At 69.0% G+C, this 19,306-nt stretch carries 18 protein-coding genes; 9 read left to right on the top strand and 9 right to left on the bottom strand.

Translation table 11 applies throughout. The features are described 5' to 3' along the window. Positions 1-3: 3 nt before the first annotated feature. The 9 genes from ACTIFV_RS04690 to sdhC all read right to left on the bottom strand — a co-directional run bounded on the left by ACTIFV_RS04690 (position 4) and on the right by sdhC (position 8,692). Positions 4-564, bottom strand: coding sequence for a GNAT family N-acetyltransferase (locus tag ACTIFV_RS04690; protein WP_439591612.1), 561 nt, complete (start codon positions 562-564; stop codon positions 4-6). A gap of 9 nt (positions 565-573) precedes the next feature. Next, positions 574-1,578 carry a tryptophan--tRNA ligase gene (trpS, locus tag ACTIFV_RS04685; protein ID WP_439591611.1) on the bottom strand — a complete coding sequence of 335 codons (1,005 nt, stop codon included), beginning with the start codon at positions 1,576-1,578 and terminating at the stop codon, positions 574-576. A 169-nt stretch (positions 1,579-1,747) separates the two neighbouring features. After that, the gene (locus ACTIFV_RS04680; protein WP_439591610.1) at positions 1,748-2,599 is read right to left on the bottom strand and encodes an exodeoxyribonuclease III; all 852 of its coding nucleotides are present in this window, start codon (positions 2,597-2,599) and stop codon (positions 1,748-1,750) included. Positions 2,600-2,630: 31 nt separating this feature from the next. Further along, positions 2,631-3,797, bottom strand: coding sequence for a YihY/virulence factor BrkB family protein (locus tag ACTIFV_RS04675; RefSeq protein ID WP_439591841.1), 1,167 nt, complete (start codon positions 3,795-3,797; stop codon positions 2,631-2,633). 106 nt (positions 3,798-3,903) lie between these two features. Then, positions 3,904-5,079, bottom strand: a complete 1,176-nt coding sequence (locus ACTIFV_RS04670) for an MFS transporter (protein ID WP_439591609.1) — start codon at positions 5,077-5,079, stop codon at positions 3,904-3,906. Positions 5,080-5,153: 74 nt separating this feature from the next. Then, positions 5,154-5,939, bottom strand: coding sequence for a succinate dehydrogenase iron-sulfur subunit (locus tag ACTIFV_RS04665; RefSeq protein ID WP_439591608.1), 786 nt, complete (start codon positions 5,937-5,939; stop codon positions 5,154-5,156). Further along, complete coding sequence (gene sdhA, locus ACTIFV_RS04660; RefSeq protein WP_439591607.1) at positions 5,939-7,765, bottom strand: succinate dehydrogenase flavoprotein subunit; 1,827 nt, start codon at positions 7,763-7,765, stop codon at positions 5,939-5,941. Before sdhA ends, ACTIFV_RS04665 begins: the two co-directional genes overlap by 1 nt. 40 nt (positions 7,766-7,805) lie before the next feature. After that, positions 7,806-8,255, bottom strand: coding sequence for a succinate dehydrogenase hydrophobic membrane anchor subunit (locus ACTIFV_RS04655; RefSeq protein WP_439591606.1), 450 nt, complete (start codon positions 8,253-8,255; stop codon positions 7,806-7,808). Next, positions 8,255-8,692: a succinate dehydrogenase, cytochrome b556 subunit gene (sdhC, locus tag ACTIFV_RS04650; RefSeq protein WP_439591605.1), complete on the bottom strand. Its 438-nt coding sequence runs from the start codon at positions 8,690-8,692 to the stop codon at positions 8,255-8,257. Before sdhC ends, ACTIFV_RS04655 begins: the two co-directional genes overlap by 1 nt. Before the next feature lie 205 nt (positions 8,693-8,897). Between sdhC and ACTIFV_RS04645 the strand changes: the two genes are divergently transcribed. The 9 genes from ACTIFV_RS04645 (at position 8,898) to nagB (ending at position 19,305) form a co-directional block, all read left to right on the top strand. After that, entirely contained in the window at positions 8,898-10,013 is a 1,116-nt protein-coding gene (locus ACTIFV_RS04645) for a mannose-1-phosphate guanylyltransferase (RefSeq protein WP_439591604.1), read from the top strand. Between the two features lie 138 nt (positions 10,014-10,151). Next, complete coding sequence (locus ACTIFV_RS04640; RefSeq protein WP_439591603.1) at positions 10,152-11,297, top strand: BMP family lipoprotein; 1,146 nt, start codon at positions 10,152-10,154, stop codon at positions 11,295-11,297. Positions 11,298-11,405: 108 nt separating this feature from the next. Next, on the top strand, positions 11,406-12,920 hold the full coding sequence (locus ACTIFV_RS04635; RefSeq protein WP_439591602.1) for an ABC transporter ATP-binding protein: 1,515 nt from the start codon (positions 11,406-11,408) through the stop codon (positions 12,918-12,920). Next, positions 12,917-14,260 carry an ABC transporter permease gene (locus ACTIFV_RS04630; protein ID WP_439591601.1) on the top strand — a complete coding sequence of 448 codons (1,344 nt, stop codon included), beginning with the start codon at positions 12,917-12,919 and terminating at the stop codon, positions 14,258-14,260. The genes ACTIFV_RS04635 and ACTIFV_RS04630 overlap by 4 nt, the downstream gene beginning before the upstream one ends. After that, positions 14,257-15,540, top strand: a complete 1,284-nt coding sequence (locus tag ACTIFV_RS04625; protein WP_439591600.1) for an ABC transporter permease — start codon at positions 14,257-14,259, stop codon at positions 15,538-15,540. Before ACTIFV_RS04630 ends, ACTIFV_RS04625 begins: the two co-directional genes overlap by 4 nt. Before the next feature lie 7 nt (positions 15,541-15,547). Beyond that, the gene (locus ACTIFV_RS04620; protein ID WP_439591599.1) at positions 15,548-15,949 is read left to right on the top strand and encodes a cytidine deaminase; all 402 of its coding nucleotides are present in this window, start codon (positions 15,548-15,550) and stop codon (positions 15,947-15,949) included. 28 nt (positions 15,950-15,977) lie between these two features. Beyond that, the gene (locus tag ACTIFV_RS04615) at positions 15,978-17,270 is read left to right on the top strand and encodes a thymidine phosphorylase (RefSeq protein WP_439591598.1); all 1,293 of its coding nucleotides are present in this window, start codon (positions 15,978-15,980) and stop codon (positions 17,268-17,270) included. A 20-nt stretch (positions 17,271-17,290) separates the two neighbouring features. Beyond that, positions 17,291-18,406 (top strand): adenosine deaminase, encoded by a 1,116-nt coding sequence (locus tag ACTIFV_RS04610; RefSeq protein WP_439591597.1) that lies wholly within the window; start codon positions 17,291-17,293, stop codon positions 18,404-18,406. A gap of 113 nt (positions 18,407-18,519) precedes the next feature. Then, entirely contained in the window at positions 18,520-19,305 is a 786-nt protein-coding gene (nagB, locus tag ACTIFV_RS04605) for a glucosamine-6-phosphate deaminase (RefSeq protein WP_439591596.1), read from the top strand. Position 19,306: the final 1 nt, after the last annotated feature.

Here is a 19,306-nt window from a genome sequence, read left to right as displayed (position 1 = left end):
CTGTCACGCGGTGTCGAGCACGGGCCAGGGCTTGGGGGAGCGGTCGTCCTCGGCGAGCAGCCCGGCGATCCAGCCGTCGTCGCGCCCGCGGGGACTGCTGAGCGCCTGGCGGAGGAGTCCTTCGTAGCCGAAGCCGAGCTTCTGCGCGATGCGGGCCGAGCCCGCGTTGCCGACGACGGCGCGCCACTCGATGCGCTGGAGCTGCAGCTCGGCGAAGCCCCAGTCGACGACGGCCCTGCCCGCCTCGGTCAGCAGACCGCGTCCGCGCGAGCCGGGTGACATCCAGTACCCGATCTCGCCCCCGCCGTTCGAGACGCGGTACAGGCCGATCAGTCCGGCGAGGGTCTGGCCCTCGCGGATCGCCCACGTGAGCTCGGTGCCGGACTCCCAGCTGGTCACGACGTGCGGAACGAACCCCTCGGCGTGCTTCCGCTCGTACGGCGAAGGGACGGTCGTGTAGCGCTGGATGTCCGGGTCCTGGCACGCCGCGTAGATCGCGTCGACGTCGTCGATCGTGGGGATCGACAGCGCCAGTCGCTCCGTGCGCAGGGTGACGGGTTGCATCGGGCCAGGTCAGCGGCGGCGGAGGAGGCCGACCCTGTCGTAGACGTCGTCCAGCGTCGCGTCGGCGACGGCCTCGGCCTTGGCGGCGTTCGCGGCCAGGACGCGGTCGAGCTCTGCGGGGTCGTCGAGCAGGTCGAGCGCGCGCTGGCGCACCGGCCCGAACTCGTTCACGACCACCTCGGCGAGCCCCTTCTTGAAGTCGCCGTAGCCGCGGCCCGCGTACTCGTCCTCGATCGACGGGATCTGTCGGCCGGTGAGGGCCGCATAGATCACCAGGAGGTTGGACACGCCCGGCTTCTCGGAGCGATCGAACCGCACGGTGCCGTCGGAGTCGGTCACGGCCCGCATGATCTTCTTCGCCGAGACCGAGGGGTCGTCGAGGAGCCAGAGGACTCCGGCATCCGACTCCGCCGACTTCGACATCTTGGCCGTCGGATTCTGCAGATCGTAGATGCGCGCGGTGTCCTGCTGGATGACGGGCATCGGCACCCGGAACGTCTCGCCGTAGCGGCTGTTGAAGCGCTCCGCCAGGTCGCGGGTCAGCTCGACGTGCTGCTTCTGGTCGTCGCCGACCGGCACGATGTCGGTCTGGTAGAGCAGGATGTCGGCCGCCATGAGGATCGGGTACGTGAAGAGCCCGACCGACGTCGCGTCGGTGCCGTAGCGCGACGACTTGTCCTTGAACTGCGTCATGCGCCCGGCCTCGCCGAAGCCCGTGATCGTCGAGAGGATCCACGCGAGCTCCGGATGCGCCGGGACGTGCGACTGCACGTACAGCGTCGACTTCGACGGCTCGATGCCCGCGGCGATGTACTGCGCGGCGGTCCGCCGCGTCTTCTCGCGAAGCTCGGCGGGATCGTTCGGCTGGGTGAGCGCGTGCAGATCGACGACCGAGAAGAACGCGTCGTACGTCTCCTGCATGTCCCGCCACTGCATGAGGGCCCCGATGTAGTTGCCGACCTGGAGCGAGTCGGCGGAGGGCTGCATGCCGGAGTACAGACGGGGTTTGCTCATCCGTCCAGTCTAGAGAAGGGATGCCGCGGCTCAGCGCCGCGCGTCGATCCCGGCGACACGGGCCGCAGGCAGAGCACCGTCCTCCTGCGTCTCGCGTGAACCGGGATGCCAGCGGGCTGAGCGCATCCGATCGTGCGGCTCGGGATGTAGGCGGCCGCGGTGCGGCCGCCTAGACCCCGAGGGTGTAGTCCGCGACGACAGGCGCGTGATCGCTGAAGCGGGTGTCCCACGCCGACGCGCGCACGATGCGGTAGTCGGTCACGCGCTCCGCCAGCGCGGGCGTCGCGAGGTGGTAGTCGATGCGCCAGCCGGTGTCGTTGTCGAAGGCCTTGCCGCGGTTCGACCACCACGAGTACGGTCCATCCACCTCGCCCGCGAATCGACGGCCGACATCGACCCAGCCGAGTCCTTCGCCGGTCGAGCCGTCGACGCCCGTCACGGCTGAGCCGGTCGCGCCGAGGAACCGATCGAAGTACGCGCGCTCGCGCGGCAGGAAGCCCGCCTTCTTGACGTTGCCCCTCCAGTTGCGGATGTCGAGTTCGCGATGCCCGACGTTCAGATCCCCCATGACGACGGCGAGTGGAGACTCGGCGGCGAGCCGCGGCATCCGCCTCTCCATCGCGTCGAGGAACGCCCACTTGGCGTCCTGCTTGGCGGTGTCGGCCTCGCCGGTCGGCACGTACGCCGAGACGACCGCGAGCCGCTCGCCGTCGACGTCGAAGTCGACCTCGATCCAGCGGCCCGCGGAATCGAGCGTCTCGTCGTCGCCGAGCACGCGACGCACCTCGACGGAGCTGGACCGGGATGCCACGGCGACGCCCGCTCGGCCCTTGGCGAGCGCCTCGTCATTGACGAGCTGCCAGCCCGGCAGTGCCTTCGCGAGCTCGTCGGCGGTCGCCCGCACCTCTTGCAGCGCCATGATGTCGACATCGGCCTCGGAGAGCCATTCGAGCATGCCCTTGCGCGTTGCGGCGCGGATTCCGTTGACGTTGACAGAGGCGATGCGGACGCGGCGGGACACGCCTTCCAGCCTACGGGCAGTCCCCGACACGTCAGTCGAGCAGCGAGCCCTTCCGGTCCGGCGGCGGGGGAGCGGATGCCTCGACCTGCGCGAGTTCGGACTGCGCGCGCGCGACGGCCCGGTCGGCGAACGGGATGCGGAACCACGGCGCGCTCGCGCGCTCGTCCTTCGCCGTGCGCAGACGCACGTGGGCTGCGAGGACGAGCGCGGCGTGCTCTTCGCGCAGACGGTCGGCCTCGGACTTCGTCACGAGCGGCATGTTGCGATCGGCCGCTGCGACGGCGATCCAGGCCGACGCGACGAGGATGATGACGCCGATGATGCGGAACCACAGCAGCAGTCCGATGAAGATCGCGAAGGTGGCGAGAAGGGGATTCGAGGGCGTGTAGACGAGGAGGAAGCCCGCCCCGACCTGCAGCACCGTCACCGCCGCTCCGCCGAGGGCCGCGCCCGGCCAGATCTGGCGCCAGTGCAGTGTCAGCCCGGTCAGGAACTTCACCAGCGCAGCGAGGGCCGCGGTGTAGAGCGCGAGCGACACGACGACCGCCGAGACGCGGACGCCGACCTCGTACCAGCCGGTCGCGGTGTTCCATCCGAACAACGAGAAGATGAGGTTGAGCGCCCACGTGCCGATCGATGAGAGTGCGAAGCCGGCGACGAGCGAGATGCCGAAGATGACGGCAGCGAGCAGGTCCCTCGCCTTCAGGAGGAGATAGCTGCGTCGATCAGGCGCGATCCCGAAGATGTCGCGCACGGCGCGGCGTGCGAAGGTGACGAATCCGATGGCCGTCCACATCGCGGTGATGAGGGCGATGGCGCCCGTGATCACGAGCGCGCTCGTGCTGCCGGTCGCGATCGCCGTGACCTGCTCGGTGGTGAAGAGGCCCGACCCGTCGTCGGAGATCAGCCCGGGGATATAGCTGTTGATCACTTCGATCAGCCCGTCGACGGCCTCGGCGCTCCCTCCCAGCCAGAGCCCCGTGACGGTGAACGCGACGTAGATCGTCGCGAAGATCGCGAACAGCGCCTGATAGCTCACCCCCGCCGCGAGCAGGAATCCGTTGTGCTGAAGGAAGTGGCGCCATACGCGCACGGGGAACCACGCGAGCGTGCGCTGCGTCAGGAGCGTCGCGCGGTTGATCGGCTCGTCGAAGCGCTCCCGCAGGTTCTCCTGGGTCGCCTCCCACCGCTCCCGCAGCGTCTCCTCATGCGCGCGCGCCTCGGCGGCTGCCTGTTGGGAGCGCTTGCCGTGGGAGTCCTTCACGCCATCAGGCTATCGAGGACAGGGCGCCGCTCGCCTCACCTCAATGGGGTGAGGCAGCACCCTGAGGAGCATTGCGGAAGCGCCGCACGAAGAACAGGATCGCGAACAGCGCGACGGCGGGGATGAGGAAGGCGATCCCCAGACCGGGGCCGTCGGCGAGCAGCCCGAGCACGACCGCGCCGAAGATCGAGCCGGCGTAGTTGAAGATGTTGACGCGTGCGATCACCTGGTCGCTGTGCTCGGGTGCGAGCTCGCCGGCTGCGCCGAAGGTGACGGGGATCAGGATGCCGCTGGCCACGCCCGCGAGGGCGAAGCCCGTGATCGCGGCGACGGGGAAGGGGAGGAGCGCCACCACGACGCAGCCGACCCCCGACACGATGACAGCGGCCGTCACGAGCGGTCGCCGGCCGAGCTTCGTGACGAGCCGGTCGGTCACCAGGCGCGTGACGAGCACGACCGCCTGATACGCGGCGTAGCCCAGGGGAGCCACCCACGCGAGCGTCAGCAGCTCGTCCTGGAGGTAGACCGTGCTCCACGTGCTGATCGCCGAGTCCGAGATGAACACGGCCAGGATGACGAAACCGAAGATCCAGATGCCGGCTCGGGGCAGCTTCGCACGCTCCGCGGCGGGGAGCGCCTCGTCGACGGGGACCTCGCGCGCGGCGAAGCGGATGACGATGAGCGCGGCGACCAGGGCGATGACGCCGGCCGCGGCGAGAGCGATGCCGGCGCCCAGCGCCGAGAACGCCACGAACGAGACCAGGAGCGCACCGACGATGGCGGCCGCCGTCGCTGCCGCGAAGAAGCCGCCGAGCAGGTGGCGGCCGTAGCTGCGCTGCACGGCGACGCCCTGCATCGCCGCGGCGGCGTCGACGCAGCCGAGCCCGACGCCGAAGAGGATGAACGCCGCGAAGAAGACGGGGAACGCGGTCGGCAGCGCGATGACGGGCAGGAAGACCGCCTGCACGAGCAGCCCGAAGGCGAGGGCCGCGCGGCTGCCCCACCGCACTGCGATCGCGTTCGCGACGAGGGATCCGGCGGCCGCGGCGAAGGAGACGCCGAGCACGATGATCGACACCATCGTGTCGTCGACCTCCTGCCGCGCCTTGAGCGCGGGCAGAGACGTCACGACGACGGCGTAGCCGAGGCCCTGCGAGACGTAGGCGGCGGTGACGGCCAGGCGCGACGCGCGCAGCGGAGCGGGGGGACGATCCATCCGCTCATCGTGGCATAGGCGATGCCCCTACCGCGTGATCTGCGTGCGGCGCTCCGCGACCGCGAGCGGCGCCGTCAGGAGCGACCGCGCAGAACAGCCTGCTTCACCTCGGCGATCGCCTTCGTCACCTCGATGCCGCGCGGGCAGGCCTCGGTGCAGTTGAAGGTCGTGCGGCAGCGCCACACGCCCTCTTTGTCGTTGAGGATGTCGAGGCGCACGTCGCCCGCGTCGTCGCGCGAGTCGAAGATGAAGCGGTGCGCGTTGACGATCGCGGCGGGACCGAAGTACTGGCCGTCGGTCCAGAAGACGGGGCACGACGACGTGCACGCGGCGCACAGGATGCACTTCGTCGTGTCGTCGAACACCTCGCGGTCGACGATCGACTGGATGCGCTCCTTGCCGGGCTCGGGCTTCGAGCTCGCGATGAGGAACGGCTGTACCTCGCGGTACGACGCGAAGAACGGCTCCATGTCGACGACGAGATCCTTCTCGAGGGGCAGGCCCTTGATCGCCTCGACGTAGATGGGCTGCGAGATGTCGAGATCCTTGATGAGGGTCTTGCACGCGAGCCGGTTGCGCCCGTTGATGCGCATCGCGTCGGAGCCGCAGATGCCGTGCGCGCACGAGCGGCGGAACGTGAGGGACCCGTCGACCTCCCACTTGATCTTGTGGAGGGCGTCCAGCACGCGGTCGGTCGAGTACAGCTCGACGTCGTAGTCCACCCAGCGCGGCTCCTCGTCGACCTCGGGGTCGAAGCGGCGGATGATGAACGTGACGAGGAACGACTGGATGCCGGTGTCGTCCGCGGTCTCGGCCTCGATCGCATCGATCGCGCCGGGCTCGACGAGTGCTGTCGACATCAGTACTTCCTCTCCAACGGCGGGTAGCGCAACTCGCCGGCTTCGTTCTTCGTGAAGACGACGGGCTTCCAGTCCAGGCGGATGTGGTCGTCGGAGTGCGAGGAGCCGGCATCCCCCGACAGATACGCCATCGTGTGCTGCATGTACTTCTCGTCATCGCGCGTGGGGTAGTCGTCGCGCATGTGGCCGCCGCGGCTCTCTTCGCGGTTGCGCGCCGTCACGACGACGACCTCGGCGATGTCGAGGAGGAATCCGAGCTCGACCGCCTCGAGCAGGTCGGTGTTGAACCGCTTGCCCTTGTCGTCGACGTGGATGTTCTTGTAGCGCTCGCGGAGCTCCTCGATGACGTCGAGCACCTCGCCGAGGGATTCGTCGGTGCGGAACACCTGGGCCTTGCGGTCCATCTCGTCCTGCAGCTTCTTGCGCAGCACGGCGATGCGCTCGGTGCCCTGGTTGGCACGCAGACCCTCGATGAGCTCGCGGACCTCCTTGGCGGGATCCTCGGGCAGCGGAACGAACTCGGCCGTCTGGACGTACTGCACGGCGTTCTTGCCGGCGCGCTTGCCGAAGACGTTGATGTCGAGGAGCGAGTTGGTGCCCAGGCGGTTCGAGCCGTGCACCGAGACGCACGCGCACTCGCCGGCTGCGTAGAGCCCCGGCACGACCGTGGTGTTGTCGCTCAGCACCTGCGCGTCGTTGTTGGTGGGGATGCCGCCCATCGCGTAGTGCGCGGTGGGCATCACCGGGACGGGCTCGACGACGGGGTCGACGCCGAGGTACGTGCGGGCGAATTCGGTGATGTCGGGGAGCTTCGTCTCGAGCACCTCGGCGCCGAGGTGGGTGCAGTCGAGCAGCACGTAGTCGCGGTGCGGGCCGGCACCCCGGCCCTCGGCCACCTCCTGCACCATGCAGCGGCTCACGATGTCGCGCGGGGCGAGGTCCTTGATGGTGGGTGCGTAACGTTCCATGAAGCGCTCGCCGCTGACGTTGCGGAGGATCGCGCCCTCGCCGCGGGCGCCCTCGGTGAGCAGGATGCCGAGCCCGGCGAGTCCTGTCGGGTGGAACTGGAAGAACTCCATGTCCTCGAGGGGGAGTCCCTTGCGCCAGATGATCCCCACGCCGTCGCCCGTGAGCGTGTGGGCGTTGGAGGTCGTCTTGAAGATCTTGCCGAAACCGCCCGTGGCGAAGATCACGGCCTTCGAGTGGAAGACGTGGAGGTCGCCGGTCGCCAGCTCGTAGGCCACGACGCCCGCGATCTCCTTCGACCCGTCCTCCTTGTCGACCGTGATGAGGTCGAGGACGTAGAACTCGTTGAAGAAGTTGATGCCGAGCTTGACGCAGTTCTGGAAGAGCGTCTGCAGGATCATGTGGCCCGTGCGGTCCGCGGCGTAGCACGCGCGGCGGACCGGCGTCTTGCCGTGGTCGGCCGTGTGGCCGCCGAAGCGCCGCTGGTCGATCTTGCCTTCGGGGGTGCGGTTGAACGGCAGGCCCATGTTCTCGAGATCGATGACCGCGTCGATCGCCTCTTTCGCGAGGATCTCGGCGGCGTCCTGGTCGACGAGGTAGTCGCCGCCCTTGACGGTGTCGAAGGTGTGCCACTCCCACGAGTCCTCTTCGACGTTCGCGAGCGCCGCGGCCATGCCGCCCTGCGCGGCGCCCGTGTGGGAGCGCGTGGGGTAGAGCTTCGTGATGACGGCCGTGCGGGCTCCGGGACCCGCCTCGATCGCGGCGCGCATGCCGGCGCCGCCGGCACCCACGATGACGATGTCGAACTCGTGGTAGTGGACGCCGTCCTTGACGTAGCTGTCGGTTGTCTGGGTGCTCACAGAGGGTGCTTTCAGGAGTCGTCGGTCGGGGATGCCCGAACTACGAGCAGATGGAGATCATGGTGTCGGAGGCCGTCGACGGGTCGAAGCCGAGGCAGGGGTCGAAGGTCCAGATCACGAGCGATCCGAGGACGATGAGGAACCCGGCGGCGAGCCACAGCGCCCAGACGAGGACGCGGCGTGTGCGGTCGTGCGTGACGTAGTCGTTCACGATCGTGCGCATGCCGTTCGCGCCGTGGACCAGCGCGAGCACCAGCATGAGGAAGTCCCACCACTGCCAGAACGGCGTGGCGTACTTGCCCGCGACGAACGCGAAGTCGATGCCGTGGATGCCCTCGCCGAGCATGAGGTTGACGAAGAGGTGCCCGAAGATGAGGACGACCAGCAGCACGCCCGAGACGCGCATGTAGATCCAGCCCCACTTCTCGAGGTTGGGTCCCTTGCGGCGGACGGCGACGTGCGGCGATCGGGGATCGGCGATGGCGGTCATCAGTGCCCCCCTCCCGTGGCGGGTGCGAACGCGAGCATGAGGTGACGCGGCGCGAAACCGGCCATCGTCACCGCCCAGATGCCCAGGACGCCCCACCACAGCTGGCGCTGGTGGCGCGTGGCCCACGGCCAGAGGTCGACGGCGATGATGCGCAGCCCGTTGTACGCGTGATAGGCGATGGCGGCGACGAGCACGACCTCGCCCAGCGCCATGATCGGGTTCTTGTAGGTGCCGATGACGGCGTCGTACGCCTCGGGCGAGACCCTGATGAGGGCCGTGTCGAGCACGTGCACCAGCAGGAAGAAGAAGATCGCGACGCCGGTGATGCGGTGCAGAACCCACGACCACATGCCTTCGTTGCCGCGGTACAGCGTGCCGCGGGGGACTTTGGACGTCGTCTCTGAAACTGACGGTGTCACGCGGGCTGGTGCCGACACGGCCGTCCTCCCTGACTCGATCATGAAGCGGGGACGAAGAATGCCCCCCAAGATGACCCGCCTGATGCGGATTCGGGTCACCGGCGTCACGCTGGCGCTGGCTCGATCCTAACGCCGACCGCGGGACACCGGCGATTAGGTGCACCTAAGTTGTCTCGATGTCGAGATAACTGGTCCTGCGGGACCTCCCCGATAGCCTGAGGGCATGACCGAGACGATCGAGGATTTCTACGCCGTGATCCCGGCGGGCGGCATCGGCAGCCGTCTGTGGCCGCTGTCGCGAGCCGATGCGCCCAAGTTCCTGCACGATCTCACGGGCTCCGGGCACACGCTCCTGCGCGGCACGTGGGACCGCCTCGAGCCGCTCACCGGCGCCGATCGGATCGCCGTCGTCACGGGTCGGGCGCACCGTGCGGCGGTCGAGGGCGAGCTGCCCGGCATCCCCGACAAGAACGTCTTCCTCGAGTCGGAGCCGCGCGACTCGACAGCGGCGATCGGTCTCGCCGCCGCGATCCTCGTGCGCCGCGAGCCCGACGTCATCATCGGCTCCTTCGCCGCCGACCACGTCATCCGGGTGCCGCACCTGTTCGACTGGGCGGTGCGCCAGGCCGTCGCGACGGCACGCGCGGGCTACATCGCGACGATCGGCATCCAGCCCTCCGAGCCCTCGGTCGGCTTCGGGTACATCAAGAAGGGCGAGGGGCTCATCATCGACGGCGCGCCCGAAGCGGCGCTCGTCGAGCACTTCGTCGAGAAGCCCGACCTCGAGACCGCGACCGAGTACCTCATGGCGCGGTCGTATCTGTGGAACGCCGGCATGTTCATCTCGCGCGCGGACGTGCTGCTCGCCGAGATCGAGGCGAACCAGCCCGAGCTGCACGCGGGGCTCATGGAGCTGGCCGACGCGTGGGACGATCGGGATGCCCGTGGTCCGGTCGTCGACCGCGTGTGGCCGACCCTCACGAAGATCGCGATCGACTACGCCGTCGCGGAGCCCGCCGCCGCCAAGGGGCGGCTCGCGGTCGTCCCGGGCCACTTCGACTGGGACGACGTGGGCGACTTCGCCAGCCTGTCGAAGCTCAACTCCGGTGGCCGCAAGGAGAACCTGGCGATCCTGGGATCGAACGCGCGCGTGCTGGCGGATGCCGCGAGCGGCATCGTCGTGAGCCACACGCCGCGGGTCATCAGCGTCATCGGCGTCAAGGACATCGTGATCGTCGACACCGAGGATGCGCTCCTGGTGACCTCGACCGAGCACGCGCAGCGTGTCAAGGGCGTCGTCGACGCCCTGAAGCTCACGGGCCGGGGCGACGTGCTCTGAGGCGAGGGATGACGAGGTTGTTGCGTCTTTGTAACCATTGCCGATTCCGGGTTCGCGGAGCATGCAACCCCCGCGTCACACTCGGTAACGTTTAGCGTCCCCGTGAGAGACGCGGGGCCATGGATGTGGAGGCCTGAGTTGACCATCTCACGCACCAAGAAGCTCGTCGGAGCAGCCGCAGCAGCAGCAGCCTTCGCCCTCGTCCTCGCGGGCTGCGGCGCAGCACCCGAGACCGGCGGCGACGGGTCGGACGCGCCCGAAGCGCTCGACTTCGTTCCCTGCCTCGTCTCCGACGACGGCGGCTTCAACGACAAGTCGTTCAACCAGTCGGCCCTCGAGGGCATGGAGAGGGCGGCGGACGAGCTCGGCGTCACACCCGTCGAGGTCGAGTCGCGCAGCGCCAACGACTACGCGTCGAACCTCGAGAACCTCGTCGCCGAGGGCTGCGACTTCATCGTCGCGGTCGGCTTCAAGCTCTCGGCCGACACGATCGCCTCGGCGCTCGCGAACCCCGACATCGACTACGCGCTCATCGACGACTTCGCCGACAACGAGGGCGCCACGAACGACGACGGTTCGCCCAAGGGCGACGGCGTCACCGACGCGCCCAACATCAAGCCCCTCATGTTCGACACGGTCCAGGCCGCGTACCTCGGTGGCTACGCCGCCGCGGCATGGTCGGCCGAGGCCGGCGTCAACAAGGTCGGCACGGTCGGCGGCATCAAGATCCCGCCGGTGACGATCTTCATGGACGGCTTCATCGACGGCGTCGCGAAGTACAACGAGGACAAGGGCGCGTCGGTCGCCACGGTCGGCTGGGACGTCGCCACGCAGGAGGGTTCGTTCACGAACAACTTCGACGCGAACGACGACTCGAAGCAGGCCATGCAGGGTGTGCTCGACCAGGGTGTCGACGTGCTCCTGCCGGTCGGCGGCCCGATCTACCAGAGCGCCGCGGCGGCGATCACCGAGACCAGCTCGAGCAGCCTGCTGATCGGTGTCGACTCCGACCTCGCGGTCGCCGACCCGTCGGTCGCCGATCTGGTGCTCTTCTCGATCATGAAGCGCATCGACCAGGCCGTCTACGACGCGACGATGCAGGCGTCCGCCGGCGACTTCGACGTCACGCCGTACGTCGGCACGCTCGAGAACGAGGGCGTCGGCCTGTCGGGCTTCGGCTCCTTCGAGTCGCAGCTGCCCGCCGGTCTGACCGACGAGCTCGCGGCGCTGCAGGAGCAGATCATCTCGGGTGAGCTCGAGGTCACCTCGCCCAGCTCGCCGTAATCGATTCGCAGTACCGTGCCGCGGCCGGGTGGATGACTCATCCACCCGGCCGCGGTCTTCCGGGCGCGGTCCTTCCTGGCCGCGCGCGTCACTAGATAAGGTGCATCTATGAAGCTCGAGCTCCGTGGGATCACGAAGCGGTTCGGGACTCTCGTCGCGAACGACCACATCGATCTCGTGGTCGAACCGGGTGAGATCCACGCCCTCCTGGGCGAGAACGGCGCCGGCAAGTCCACCCTGATGAACGTCCTCTACGGCCTGTATCAGGCCGACGAGGGCGAGATCCTGATGGACGACGTCGTCCAGCACTTCCGCGGCCCGGGCGATGCCATGGCCGCCGGGATCGGCATGGTGCATCAGCACTTCATGCTGATCCCCGTCTTCACGGTCGCCGAGAACGTCATGCTCGGACACGAGGACACGAAGGCGCTCGGCGCCCTCGACCTTCCGAAGGCTCGCCAGCACGTGCGCGACGTCGCCAAGCGGTTCGGGTTCGAAGTGGATCCCGACGCTCTCGTGGGCGACCTCCCGGTCGGCGTCCAGCAGCGCGTCGAGATCATCAAGGCGCTCTCGCGCGAAGCGAAGGTGCTCGTCTTCGACGAGCCGACCGCGGTGCTCACCCCGCAGGAGACCGACGAGCTGATGGCCATCATGCGCCAGCTCCGCGATGAGGGCACGTCGATCGTCTTCATCACCCACAAGCTCCGCGAAGTCCGCGAGGTCGCGGACCGCATCACCGTCATCCGTCTCGGCAAGGTCGTGGGCGAGGCATCCCCGACAGCATCCAACACCGAGCTCGCGTCGCTCATGGTGGGTCGCGCGGTCGAGCTGACGGTGCACAAGGACGCGCCGAAGCTGGGCGAGGGCGGCCTCGTCGTGAGCGATCTGCGCGTCATCGCGCCCGACGGCACCGTCGTCGTCGACGACGTGAACTTCGAGGTCCGCCCGGGCGAGGTCCTCGCCGTCGCGGGCGTGCAGGGCAACGGCCAGACCGAGCTCGTCGAGGCGATCGTCGGTCTCGCCGAGCGGGTCACCGGTTCGATCTCGCTCGACGGGCGCGAGCTGGTCGGCAAGTCGGTGCGCGGCATCCTCGACGAGGGCGTCGGATTCGTGCCCGAGGACCGCACCGAGGACGGCCTGGTGGGCGGCTTCAGCGTCGCCGAGAACCTGATCCTCGACCGCTCGTCCGACCCCGAGTTCGTCCGCGGCGGAACCATCCGCCGGGCCGCGCTCGACGATTTCGCGAAGGCGCGGATCACCGAGTACGACATCCGCACGCAGGGGTCCCAGGTCCCGGCCGGCACCCTGTCGGGCGGCAACCAGCAGAAGGTCGTGATCGCCCGCGAGATGAGCCGCGAGCTCAAGCTGCTCGTTGCGGCGCAGCCGACACGCGGCGTCGACGTCGGCTCGATCGAGTTCATCCACAAGCGCATCATCGAGACGCGGGATGCCGGCATCCCGGTCGTTGTCGTCTCGACCGAACTGGACGAGGTCTCAGCCCTCGCCGACCGGATCGCGGTGATGTACCGCGGCGGCATCGTCGGCATCGTCCCCGGCGACACCCCCCGAGATGTGCTCGGCCTGCTGATGGCCGGCGAGAAGCCCGAGGAGGCGGCGGCGTGAGCGGTCAGACACCAGGTGCCGGAGAGCCTCTGAAGGGCCTGCCGCCCGAGCAGCTGCCGCCGGTCTCGGGCCCCCTCACGGGCGGCGAGGCCGCACCGACGCCCGGTGCCGACGACTTCGCCCCGGCGCCGAGGCAGAACGTCTTCCTCAAGGAGCTGCTGCGCAGCAACTGGGTGACGACGCTTCTCGCGATCGTCGCGGCGGTCATCGTCGGCGGCATCCTGATGGCGGCGACCAACAAAGAGGTGCAGGCGGCATCCGTCTACTTCTTCAGCCGCCCCGGCGACACGTTCGTGGCCATCTGGAACTCGGTCTACGGCGGCTACGAGGCGCTCTTCCGCGGGTCGATCTTCAATGCACGCGCCGACGACTTCCTCACCCAGATCCGTCCGCTGACGAACACCCTCGGCTTCGCGGCTCCGCTCATCGCGGCCGGCCTCGGCGTGGGTCTGGCGTTCCGGGTGGGCCTGTTCAACATCGGCGCCCGCGGCCAGATCCTGATCGGGTGCGCCGTGGCAGCGCTGCTGACGTTCAACCTGAACCTGCCGATGTTCCTGCAGATCCCCGTCACGCTCGCGGCGGGCATCGCGGGCGGTGCGATCTGGGGCTGCATCGTGGGGCTCCTGAAGGCGCGCACGGGCGCACACGAGGTGATCCTGACGATCATGCTCAACTACGTCGCGATCTACCTCGTGCAGTGGATGGTGCGCACGCCCGGCGTGCTGCAGCGGCCCGCAGGCGGCCAGCCCATCTCGGCGCCGACTCCGGCGAACGCGCAGTTCCCGGAGCTCTTCGGCCCGCGCTTCCCGCTGCTGGACTGGGGATTCGTCATCGTCATCGGCGCGACGGTCTTCGTCTGGTGGCTCATCGAGCGGTCGAGCCTGGGGTTCCGCCTCCGCGCCGTGGGTGAGAACCCGCACGCCGCACGGGCATCGGGGATCTCGGTGCAGCGCATGTACATCTACGCGATGCTGTTCGCCGGTGGCCTCGCGGGCCTCGCCGGCATGAACCAGATCCAGGGCGCCGTGACGACGGGCTTCGACAGCACGATCGACGCCGGCATCGGCTTCGACGCCATCACGGTCGCCCTGCTCGGCCGCAGCCGCGCGTGGGGCGTGTTCGCGGCCGGTCTGCTGTTCGGCGCGCTCAAGGCCGGCTCGTTCACGATGCAGGCGTCGCAGGGCATCCCCGTCGACATCGTGCTGGTCGTGCAGTCGCTCATCGTGCTGTTCATCGCGGCGCCGCCGCTCATCCGCACGATCTTCTTCCTGCCGAAGACCGACGCCGAGAAGGCGGCCAAGGCGAGAGCCAAGGCCGCGAAGAAGGCGGTGATGTCATGACCGCTCTCGCAGCGGCTGATGTCTCGGGCATCCCGCACCTCGCCACCGTCAAGGTGCGCTCGTGGAAGCTCTCGATCACGCTGGGGATCGTCACGGTCCTCCTCGCGCTGCTCTTCCTGTTCTCGCCGCGCTCGGGCGAATCGAGCTTCCGACTCGGCGACGCCAGTTCGTCCTTCACGCTCCCCGTCGTGTCGGTGCCGACCGCCGCGACGAGCTGGATCGTCTGGGCCGTGCTCCTCGTGCTGACGATCTTCGCCGTGTGGCAGGCGTACAGCTATCGCAAGCCCGGCATGTGGCTCGCGATCGTCTACGGCCTGCTCGCGATCTTCGCGTTCCTCGTCTGGGCGGCCGCCGACGGCCTGGTCCCGGTCACGGGTCTGCTGTTCGGCGCGGTGTCGCTGTCGATCCCGCTCATCTTCGGCGCGCTCGGCGGCGTCATCGGCGAGCGGGTCGGCGTCGTCAACGTCGCGATCGAGGGTCAGTTCCTCTTCGGCGCGTTCACTGGCGCCGTGCTCTCGAGCATCACCAACAACCCGTTCGTCGGCCTCGTCGGCGCGATGGCCGGCGGCGTCCTCGTCGCGTTCGTGCTCGCGGCGTTCTCGATCAAGTACCTCGTGGACCAGGTCATCGTCGGTGTCGTGCTGAACGTGCTCGTCGCGGGGCTCACGGGCTTCCTGTACGGCGCGCTCCTCGTGCCGAACGAAGCCACGCTCAACCGAGCGGTCACCTTCGAGCGGCTGAAGATCCCGCTCCTCGGCGACATCCCGATCATCGGACCCGTCCTGTTCAACCAGACCTTCATCGGGTACCTCATGTACGCGACCGTCGCCGTCGTGGCCTGGGGGCTCTACCGCACCCGGTGGGGTCTGCGCCTGCGCGCCGTGGGCGAGCACCCGCAGGCGGCCGACACGGTCGGCATCAAGGTCAACTCGTCGCGGTTCTGGAACGTCTCGCTCGCGGGTGCGATCGCCGGCATCGGCGGTGCGTACTTCACGCTCGTCTCGGTGCCGGCCTTCACGAAGGACATGACCGCGGGTCTCGGCTTCATCGCCCTCGCGGCCGTCATCTTCGGCCGCTGGGACCCGATCCGCGCGACGCTCGCGGCGCTGCTGTTCGGCTTCGCCACGAACCTCCGCAATCTGCTGTCGGTCCTGCAGACGCCGATTCCGAGCGAGTTCATGGCGATGCTGCCGTACGTCGTGACGATCCTCGCGGTCGCAGGCTTCGCCGGTCAGATCCGCGGGCCCGCAGCGGCCGGCAAACCATACATAAAGGGATGAGGCATCCGTGACCGACATCGACTGGGACGAGCTGCGGACGGCCGCCACGGAGGCGATGCACCGCGCCTACGCGCCGTACTCGCGTTACAAGGTCGGCGCCGCGGCGCTCGTATCGGACGGCCGCATCGTGCAGGGCTGCAACGTCGAGAACGCGTCGTACGGCGTGACGCTGTGCGCCGAGTGCGGGCTGGTGTCCGAGCTGCACATGTCGGGAGGCGGCCAGCTCGTCGCCTTCGTGTGCGTCAACAACGACGGCCACACGATCATGCCGTGCGGTCGATGCCGGCAGCTGCTCTTCGAGCACGCCGTGCCCGGGATGCTGCTCGAGACGGTCTCGGGCATCCGCACGATCGACGAAGTGCTGCCGGACGCCTGGGGCCCGCGCGACCTCGAAGAGGCCGCGCGATGACGGCGCCCGATCTCGGACGGGCCCTGCGATGACGGACGTCGAGCCCCATGACGCCGTCGATGTGATCCGCGCCAAGCGCGACGGGGGAGCCGTTCCGGAAGACGCTCTGCGCTGGATGGTCGATGCGTACACCCGCGGCTACGTAGCGGACTCGCAGATGGCGGCGTTCGCGATGGCGGTGCTGCTCAACGGGATGACGCGCGACGAGATCCGCGTCATGACCGAAGCGATGATCGCCTCGGGCGAGCGCATGAGCTTCGCCGGCCTCGGAAAGCCGACGGTCGACAAGCACTCGACCGGAGGCGTCGGCGACAAGATCACCCTCCCGCTCGCGCCGCTCGTGGCCGCCTTCGGCGTCGCCGTGCCGCAGCTCTCGGGTCGCGGGCTCGGCCACACGGGCGGCACGCTCGACAAGCTCGAGTCGATCCCGGGATGGCGTGCGGCCCTCTCGAACGACGAGATGTTCGCCCAGCTGCGCGATGTCGGCGCCGTCATCTGCGCCGCGGGCTCGGGGCTCGCCCCGGCAGACAAGAAGCTCTACGCTCTGCGCGATGTGACGGGCACGGTCGAGGCGATCCCGCTCATCGCATCCAGCATCATGTCGAAGAAGATCGCCGAGGGAACCGATTCGCTCGTGCTCGACGTCAAGTTCGGATCCGGCGCCTTCATGCGCGACGTCGACCGTGCGCGCGAGCTCGCCCGCACGATGGTCGCCCTGGGAACCGATTCGGGTGTGTCGACGACGGCGCTCCTCACCGACATGAACACGCCCCTGGGGCTCGCGATCGGCAACGCCAACGAAGTGCGCGAGTCTGTCGAGGTGCTGGCCGGAGGCGGCCCTGCCGATGTCGTCGAGCTCACGGTCGCGCTCGCGCGCGAGATGCTGACGCTCGCGGGACGCCCCGACGCCGACGTCGAGGAGGCGCTGAAGGACGGCCGCGCGATGGACACCTGGCGCGCCATGATCCGGGCGCAGGACGGCGACCCGGATGCCGCGCTGCCGCAGCCGCATGAGACGCACACCGTCACGGCGCCCGCCGACGGCTTCGTGACGCGCATGGAGGCGCTGCCGTTCGGCATCGCCGCCTGGCGGCTGGGTGCCGGGCGTGCTCGCGCCCAGGATCCGGTCATGCACGCGGCGGGCATCGACCTGCTCGTGAAGCCGGGCGACGCGGTCCGCGCCGGTCAGCCCGTGTTCACCTTGCTCGGGCACGATGACACGCGGTTCGAGCGTGCCCTCGACGCCCTCGAGGGGTCGTGGGACATCGGTGCGGAGGCTCCGGCATCCGCCCCCCTCGTCCTCGAGCGCATCACCGCCTGACCCCCACGAAGGAGCACACCATGCCCATCGACCAGCACGGCGATGCCGACCTGCAGGGACTCTCGATCCGGGGACTCCCCAAGGTCTCGCTGCACGACCACCTCGACGGGGGCGTGCGGCCTGCGACGATCATCGAACTGGGGGATGCGATCGGGCTGGACCTGCCCGAGTCGGATGCCGACGACCTCGCGGACTGGTTCGCCGAGAAGAGCGATTCCGGCTCGCTCGTCGAGTACCTGAAGACGTTCGACCTCACGACGGCGGTCATGCAGACGCGCGAGGGGCTCACGCGCGTCGCGAGAGAGTTCGTCGAGGACCTCGCCGCCGACGGCGTGATCTACGGCGAAGTGCGCTGGGCGCCCGAGCAGCATCTGGCACGCGGACTGTCGCTCGAGGAGGTCGTCGCGGCCGTGCAGGACGGCATCGAGCAGGGGGAGGATGCCGCGGAGCGCGCCGGCACCGACATCCGGGTCGGCCAGCTCATCACCGCGATGCGTCACACCGATCGCTCGCTCGAGATCGCCGAGCTCGCCGTCGCGTGGCGCAATCGCGGCGCCGTCGGGTTCGACATCGCCGGACCCGAGGACGGGTTCCCGGCGGGCAACCATCGGGCGGCGTTCGACTTCCTCGCGTCGGAGTTCTTCCCGGTGACGGTGCACGCCGGCGAGGCGGCGGGTCTCGACTCGATCCGCGGGGCGCTCATCGACGGACGCGCCCTCCGGCTCGGACACGGCGTGCGCATCGCCGAGGACCTCGAGGTCGTCTCGAGCGGGGCCGACGAGGTCTACGTCAAGTTCGGCGACCTCGCGCGGTGGGTGCGCGATCGCGAGATCCCGCTCGAGCTCTCGCCGTCGTCGAACCTCCAGACCGGTGCGATCGCGCAGTGGGGGACGACGCTCGAGGACCACCCCTTCGATCTGCTCTATCAGCTCGGCTTCTCGGTCACGGTGAACGTCGACAACCGCACGATGAGCCGCACGTCGCTGACGCGCGAGCTCGCGCTGCTCGCCGAGACGTTCGAGTACACCCTCGACGACTTCGAGGCCTTCCAGCTCAACGCCGCTGCGGGGGCGTTCCTCGCGGTCGAGGAGCGCGAGGAGCTCATCGAGCTGATCGCCGAGGGCTTCGACCGCTGACGGCGTGCGTCGGCCCGATCGGGTCGACGAGCGCCCGATTGGCGGGGATGAGCGCCCTTCGCGAAGATGTACCGGGGCGTGTTCGCCCGCGAGCCTTGAACGACGGAGGAACCATGGCCGAAGTGCTCATCGTGAAGGACCAGCAGGAGGCCGGCGCGATCGTCGCGCGGGCCATCGCCGACCTCATCGCCGCGAAGCCGGATGCCGTGCTCGGCCTCGCGACGGGATCGACGCCGTTGCGCGTCTACGAGGCGCTCGCCCGCATCGTCGCGGACGAGGGCATGGATGTCTCGCGTGTGCGCGGGTTCGCGCTCGACGAGTACGTCGGTCTGCCCGCCGGTCACCCCGAGAGCTATCGGGCGGTCATCACGCGCGAGGTCGTCGAGCCGCTGGGACTCGATCCCGCCCGCGTGCTCGTCCCCGGCGACAACGCGTCGAGCATCCAGACGGCGGGGGACGACTACGAGAAGGCCATCGCCGCAGCCGGCGGAGTCGACCTGCAGATCCTCGGCATCGGTCGGACGGGGCACATCGGGTTCAACGAGCCCGGCAGCTCGCTGGCATCCCGCACCCGCGTCAAGACGCTCACGGAGCCCACCCGCATCGACAACGCGCGCTTCTTCGACTCGCCCGACGACGTGCCGGTGCACTGCATCACGCAGGGGATCGGGACGATCCTCGAGGCGCGTCACGTGTTCCTGCTGGCCTTCGGCGACGCGAAGGCGGAGGCCGTCGCCGCCGCGCTCGAGGGGCCCGTCACCTCCAGCAGTCCGGGTTCGGCGGTGCAGCTGCACCGTCACGCCACCGTGATCGTCGACGAGGCCGCCGCGGCGAACCTGAAGCTCAGCGACTACTACCGCTACGCCCTCGCCCACAAGCCCGACTGGCAGGGGCTCTGAG

It is taken from the genome of Microbacterium sp., from assembly GCF_051860965.1.
GTDB lineage: Bacteria > Actinomycetota > Actinomycetes > Actinomycetales > Microbacteriaceae > Microbacterium.
Note: the sequence above shows the minus strand (reverse complement) of the source record. Positions and strands in the feature narration are given on the sequence as shown.